General features: G+C 70.8%; 4 protein-coding genes. 3 read left to right on the forward strand and 1 reads right to left on the reverse strand.

All coding sequences use genetic code 11. From position 1 onward, the window contains the following. Positions 1 to 107: 107 nt before the first annotated feature. Positions 108 to 1,133, reverse strand: a complete 1,026-nt coding sequence (locus ACFCY7_RS20355; protein ID WP_367821924.1) for an ATP-dependent 6-phosphofructokinase — start codon at positions 1,131 to 1,133, stop codon at positions 108 to 110. Positions 1,134 to 1,445: 312 nt separating this feature from the next. Here ACFCY7_RS20355 and pta point away from each other — a divergent pair, with 312 nt between their 5' ends. From pta to pyk, 3 genes are all read left to right on the forward strand, one after another. After that, positions 1,446 to 3,536, forward strand: a complete 2,091-nt coding sequence (gene pta, locus ACFCY7_RS20360) for a phosphate acetyltransferase (protein WP_376486991.1) — start codon at positions 1,446 to 1,448, stop codon at positions 3,534 to 3,536. Continuing rightward, positions 3,533 to 4,783 carry an acetate kinase gene (locus ACFCY7_RS20365; RefSeq protein ID WP_376486994.1) on the forward strand — a complete coding sequence of 417 codons (1,251 nt, stop codon included), beginning with the start codon at positions 3,533 to 3,535 and terminating at the stop codon, positions 4,781 to 4,783. The genes pta and ACFCY7_RS20365 overlap by 4 nt, the downstream gene beginning before the upstream one ends. 82 nt (positions 4,784 to 4,865) lie before the next feature. Continuing rightward, complete coding sequence (gene pyk, locus ACFCY7_RS20370) at positions 4,866 to 6,293, forward strand: pyruvate kinase (RefSeq protein WP_376486996.1); 1,428 nt, start codon at positions 4,866 to 4,868, stop codon at positions 6,291 to 6,293. Positions 6,294 to 6,327 lie beyond the last annotated feature (34 nt).

Raw genomic sequence — 6,327 nt, forward strand, 5'->3', positions numbered from 1 at the left:
CCACTCTCGGATGTCCGGGTCCCGGTCCGGATCCGGGACAGGTCGGGACGGAGGTCCCGACGGGCCGGGCCAAGGCCCCGGCCAAAGGCCCCGTCGGGCGGCCGACGTCAGAAGACGGACTCGGCCTCGCGCATGCGGTCCGCGGGGACCGTCTTGAGCTGGGTGACGGCCTCGGCCAGGGGAACCATCTCGACGTTCGTGCCGCGCAGGGCGGTCATGCGGCCGAAGTCGCCGCGGTGCGCCGCCTCGACCGCGTGCCAGCCGAAGCGGGTGGCGAGCACCCGGTCGTACGCGGTCGGCGTGCCGCCGCGCTGGACGTGGCCGAGGATGACGGGGCGGGCCTCCTTGCCGAGGCGCCGTTCCAGCTCGACGGCGAGCTGGTTGCCGATGCCCTGGAAGCGCTCGTGACCGAACTGGTCGATCTCGCCCTTCTTGTAGTCCATGGAGCCCTCGGCCGGGTGCGCGCCCTCGGCGACGCAGATGACGGCGAACTTCTTGCCGCGGGCGAAGCGCTCCTCGACCATCTTGACGAGGTCGTCGACCTGGAAGGGGCGCTCGGGGAGGCAGATGCCGTGGGCGCCGCCGGCCATGCCGGACTCCAGGGCGATCCAGCCGGCGTGGCGGCCCATCACCTCGACGACCATCACCCGCTGGTGGGACTCGGCGGTGGTCTTGAGGCGGTCCATCGCCTCGGTGGCGACGCCGACGGCGGTGTCGAAGCCGAAGGTGCGGTCGGTGGAGGAGATGTCGTTGTCGATGGTCTTCGGGACGCCGACGACGGGCATGCCGGCGTCGGAGAGCATCCGGGCGGCGGTCAGCGTGCCTTCGCCGCCGATCGGGATGAGGACGTCGATGCCGTACTGCCGGGCCAGGTCGGGGGCGGACTCGGCGGCCTCGCGCAGCCGGTTCCGCTCCAGGCGGGCCGAGCCGAGGATGGTTCCGCCGCGGGCCAGGATGCCGCTGACGGCGTTGAGGTCGAGGGGTCGGTAGTGGCCGTCGAGAAGGCCCTTGAACCCGTCCTCGAAGCCGATGACTTCGTCGTCGTGGCCGGTCAGCGCCCGGTGCACGACCGACCGGATCACTGCGTTCAGGCCGGGGCAGTCGCCGCCTGCGGTGAGAACTCCGATGCGCATCGTGCTGTGTCTCCTGCTCGGTCGCGGTCCGTGGTGAGCCTCGGCAATTCTCACACGGCGGACCTGACGGCCGTGCTCGTCGTCCTTCCGCGCGTCCCTCCGGGTGACCCTCCGGAGGCCTTTCGGAGGCCTTTCGTCCCGGGCTTCGGGGCCCTTCGCCCGGCGGGCGACTTAACCATCGGCGGAGGTATTGTCAAGGGGGTGATGCCGCCCTATCGGGGCTTTCTGAGCACTGTCGATTGACGCACGGGCCGCGAAGTGCCGCGAGGCACCGCTCGGCCCCTTCCGCAGGACTGGACAGGAGACCACGGCGTGACGCGCAGCGTGTACGTGACCGGGATCGACCGCGGTGACGGCCGCCAGGTCGTCGAGCTGGGAGTCATGGAGCTCCTCACCCGCCAGGTGGACCGGGTGGGGGTGTTCAGGCCGCTGGTGCACGACGGCCCCGACCGGCTCTTCGACCTGCTGCGCGCCCGCTACCGGCTGTCGCAGGACCCCGCGACGGTCTACGGCATGGACTACCACGAGGCCTCCGCGCTCCAGGCCGAGCGGGGCACCGACGAACTGGTGTCCCGGCTCGTCGACCGCTTCCACGCCGTCGCCCGCGACTACGAGGTCGTCCTCGTCCTCGGCACCGACTTCGCCGCCACGCAGCTCCCCGACGAGCTCGCGCTCAACGCGCGCCTCGCCAACGAGTTCGGCGCCTCCGTCATACCGGTGGTCGGCGGCAAGGGCCAGACGGCCGAGTCCGTACGGGCCGAGGCGCGCAACGCCTTCCGGGCGTACGACGGGCTGGGCTGCGACGTGCTCGCGATGGTCGTCAACCGGGTGGCCGGCGAGGACCTCGCGGCGCTGGAGCGGCTCGCGACCCGGGTCCCCGTGCCCTGCTACGTCCTGCCCGACGAGCCGGCGCTCGCCGCGCCCACCGTCGCCCAGATCACCCACGCGCTGGGCGCGTCCGTGGTGCTCGGCGACGACGCGGGCCTCGCGCGCGACGCCCTGGACTTCGTGTTCGGCGGCGCGATGCTGCCGAACTTCCTCAACGCGCTGACGCCCGGCTGCCTCGTCGTCACCCCGGGGGACCGGGCCGACCTGGTCGTCGGCGCGCTCGCCGCGCACTCGGCGGGCACCCCGCCGATCGCCGGCGTGCTGCTCACCCTCAACGAGCGGCCCAGCGAGGAGATCCTGACCCTGGCGGCCCGCCTCGCGCCCGGCACCCCGGTCATCTCGGTCCCCGGCAACAGCTTCCCGACCGCGACCGAACTGTTCGCCCTCGAAGGCAAGCTGAACGCGGCCACCCCGCGCAAGGCGGAGACCGCCCTCGGCCTCTTCGAGCGGCACGTGGACACCGCCGACCTGCTCAAGCGGATCTCGGTCGCCCGCAGCGGCCGGGTCACCCCGATGATGTTCGAGCACGAGCTGCTGGAGCAGGCGCGGGCCGACCGCCGCCGGGTGGTGCTCCCGGAGGGCACCGAGGAGCGGGTGCTGCGCGCCGCCGACGTCCTGATCCGCCGGGACGTGTGCGACCTGACGCTGCTCGGCGACGTGGAGACGATCCGCAAGAAGGCCGCCGACCTGAGCGTGGACCTGGGCGAGACGCAGCTGATCGACCCGCAGACGTCGGAACTGCGCGACTCGTTCGCCGAGAAGTACGCGGCGCTGCGGGCGCACAAGGGCGTCACCGTGGAGCTCGCGTACGACGTCGTCTCGGACGTCAACTACTTCGGCACGCTGATGGTCCAGGAGGGTCTGGCCGACGGCATGGTCTCCGGTTCGGTGCACTCGACGGCGGCGACGATCCGCCCGGCCTTCGAGATCATCAAGACGAAGCCGGACGCCTCGATCGTCTCCTCGGTGTTCTTCATGTGCCTGGCCGACAAGGTCCTGGTCTACGGCGACTGCGCGGTCAACCCGGACCCGAACGCCGAGCAGCTCGCGGACATCGCGGCCCAGTCGGCGGCCACCGCGGCCCGCTTCGGCGTGGAGCCGCGGATCGCGATGCTCTCGTACTCGACGGGCACTTCCGGTTCGGGCGCGGACGTCGACAAGGTGCGGGAGGCGACCAAGCTGGTCCGCGAGGCCCATCCGGAGCTGCGGATCGAGGGGCCGATCCAGTACGACGCCGCCGTCGAGCCGTCCGTGGCGGCGACGAAGCTGCCGGATTCGGAGGTGGCCGGGCAGGCGTCCGTGCTGATCTTCCCGGACCTCAACACCGGCAACAACACCTACAAGGCCGTGCAGCGCTCGGCCGGCGCCGTGGCCGTCGGCCCGGTGCTCCAGGGTCTGCGCAAGCCCGTGAACGACCTCTCGCGGGGCGCGCTCGTCAGCGACATCGTCAACACGGTCGCCATCACGGCGATCCAGTCCCAGGTCCCCTCCCAGGGTCAGGAGCTCCCCGCATGACCGCCCAGCCGTCTCCCGCGAGCGCGCCCACCCGCGTCCTCGTCCTCAACTCCGGTTCCTCGTCGCTGAAGTACCAGCTGCTCGACATGAGCGACGACAGCCGCCTCGCCCAGGGGCTCGTCGAGCGGATCGGCGAGGCGACCTCGCGGCTCGTGCACACGCCGCTCCAGGGCGGGGGCGGCGAGAAGCGCGAGACGACCGGTCCGATCGCGGACCACGCGGCCGCGCTGAAGGCGGTCTCGGAGGAGTTGGCGGCGGACGGGCTCGGCCTGGACTCCCCCGAACTGGCCGCGATCGGCCACCGCGTGGTGCACGGCGGGCTGCGGTTCACCCAGCCGACGGTGATCGACGACGAGGTGCTCGCGGAGATCGAGCGGCTGGTGCCGGTGGCGCCGCTGCACAATCCGGCGAACCTCACCGGCATCCGTACGGCGATGGCGCTGCGGCCCGACCTGCCGCAGGTGGCGGTCTTCGACACCGCGTTCCACACGACGATGCCGGAGGCGGCGGCCCGGTACGCGATCGACAGGGAGACCGCCGACGCGCACCGGATCCGGCGGTACGGGTTCCACGGCACGTCGCACGCGTACGTCTCGCGCGAGACGGCGAAGCTGCTCGGCAAGGCGCCGGAGGAGGTGAACGTGATCGTGCTGCACCTGGGGAACGGCGCGTCCGCCTCGGCGGTGGCGGGCGGCCGGTGCGTGGACACCTCGATGGGGCTGACGCCCCTCGAAGGCCTGGTGATGGGCACCCGCTCGGGCGACATCGATCCGGCGGTCACCTTCCACCTCAAGCGGGTGGCGGGCATGTCGGCGGACGAGATCGACGTGCTGCTGAACAAGAAGTCCGGCCTGGTGGGGCTGTGCGGCGACAACGACATGCGGGAGATCCGCCGCCGTGTCGACGAGGGCGACGAGCGGGCGGCGCTCGCCTTCGACATCTACATCCACCGTCTGAAGAAGTACATCGGCGCGTACTACGCGGTGCTCGGCCGGGTGGACGCGGTGGCGTTCACGGCTGGGGTCGGCGAGAACGCGGCCCCGGTGCGGGAGGCCGCGATCGCCGGTCTGGAGGAGCTCGGGCTCGCGGTGGACGCGGACCTCAACTCCGTACGTTCCGACGAGGCGCGGATCATCTCGCCGAACTACGCGCGGGTGGTCGTGGCCGTGGTGCCGACGGACGAGGAGCTGGAGATCGCGCGCCAGAGTTACGCGCTCGTTCACGGCACCGAGAGCTCGAACGAGTGAACGCCTGAGCGGGCCCGCGCCCATTTGTACTTTCCGCCAGACGGAATATTCCGCAGTGAAACAAACCGATAGGATCCGCCTCATGCGCCGTTCCAAAATCGTCTGCACGCTGGGCCCCGCCGTCGACTCGTATGAGCAGCTGAAGGCTCTCATCGAGGCCGGCATGAACGTGGCCCGATTCAACTTCAGCCACGGATCCCAGGCAGAGCACCAGGAGCGGTACGACCGCGTCCGGCAGGTCTCCGCGGACACCGGGCACGCCGTCGGCGTCCTCGCCGACCTCCAGGGCCCCAAGATCCGCCTCGAGACCTTCGCCGAGGGACCGGTCGAGCTGGTGCGCGGTGACGAGTTCACCATCACCACCGACGACGTCCCCGGCGACAAGTCGATCTGCGGCACCACCTACAAGGGACTGCCGGGCGACGTCTCCAAGGGCGACCAGGTCCTGATCAACGACGGCAACGTCGAGCTGCGGGTCGTCGAGGTCGACGGCCCCCGCGTCAAGACCATCGTCGTCGAGGGCGGTGTCATCTCCGACCACAAGGGCATCAACCTGCCCGGCGCGGCCGTCAACGTGCCCGCCCTGTCGGAGAAGGACGTCGACGACCTCCGCTTCGCCCTGCGGATGGGCTGCGACATGGTCGCGCTCTCCTTCGTCCGCGACGCGAACGACGTCAAGGACGTCCACAAGGTGATGGACGAGGAGGGCCGCCGGGTCCCGGTCATCGCCAAGGTCGAGAAGCCGCAGGCCGTCGAGAACATGGAGGCCGTCGTCGCGGCCTTCGACGCGGTCATGGTGGCCCGTGGCGACCTCGCCGTCGAGTACCCGCTGGAGCGGGTCCCGATGGTGCAGAAGCGCCTGGTGGAGATGTGCCGCCGCAACGCCAAGCCGGTCATCGTCGCGACCCAGATGATGGAGTCGATGATCACCAACTCCCGTCCGACCCGCGCCGAGGCGAGCGACGTCGCCAACGCGATCCTGGACGGCGCGGACGCGGTCATGCTGTCGGCCGAGTCCTCGGTCGGCGCCTACCCGATCGAGACCGTGAAGACGATGTCGAAGATCGTCGCCGCGGCCGAGGAGGAGCTCCTCTCCAAGGGCCTCCAGCCCCTGGTCCCGGGTAAGAAGCCGCGCACCCAGGGCGGCTCCGTCGCCCGCGCGGCCTGCGAGATCGCCGACTTCCTGGACGGCAAGGCGCTGGTCGCCTTCACCCAGTCCGGCGACACGGCCCGCCGCCTCTCCCGCTACCGCACGCAGCAGCAGATCCTCGCCTTCACCACCGACGAGGGCACCCGCAACCAGCTCACCCTGAGCTGGGGCGTCGAGTCCTTCCTCGTCCCGTTCGTGGAGACCACGGACGCCATGGTCGACCTCGTCGACGCCGAGCTCCTCAAGCTCCAGCGCTACAACGCCGGCGACACCATGGTCATCACCGCCGGCTCGCCCCCCGGCGTCCCCGGCACCACCAACATGGTCCGCGTCCACCACCTCGGAGGTTTATATAAATAATGAGGCTCGGCGTAGGAAGTTTTTTGTGTTGATG

The sequence above is a fragment of the Streptomyces sp. NPDC056361 genome, assembly GCF_042262805.1.
GTDB lineage: Bacteria > Actinomycetota > Actinomycetes > Streptomycetales > Streptomycetaceae > Streptomyces.

Coding starts and splice junctions, on each gene's coding strand:
- ACFCY7_RS20355 (WP_367821924.1), bottom strand. CDS start 1,133: ATGCGCATCGGAGTTCTCACCGCAGGCGGCGACTGCCCCGGCCTGAAC.
- pyk (WP_376486996.1), top strand. CDS start 4,866: ATGCGCCGTTCCAAAATCGTCTGCACGCTGGGCCCCGCCGTCGACTCG.
- ACFCY7_RS20365 (WP_376486994.1), top strand. CDS start 3,533: ATGACCGCCCAGCCGTCTCCCGCGAGCGCGCCCACCCGCGTCCTCGTC.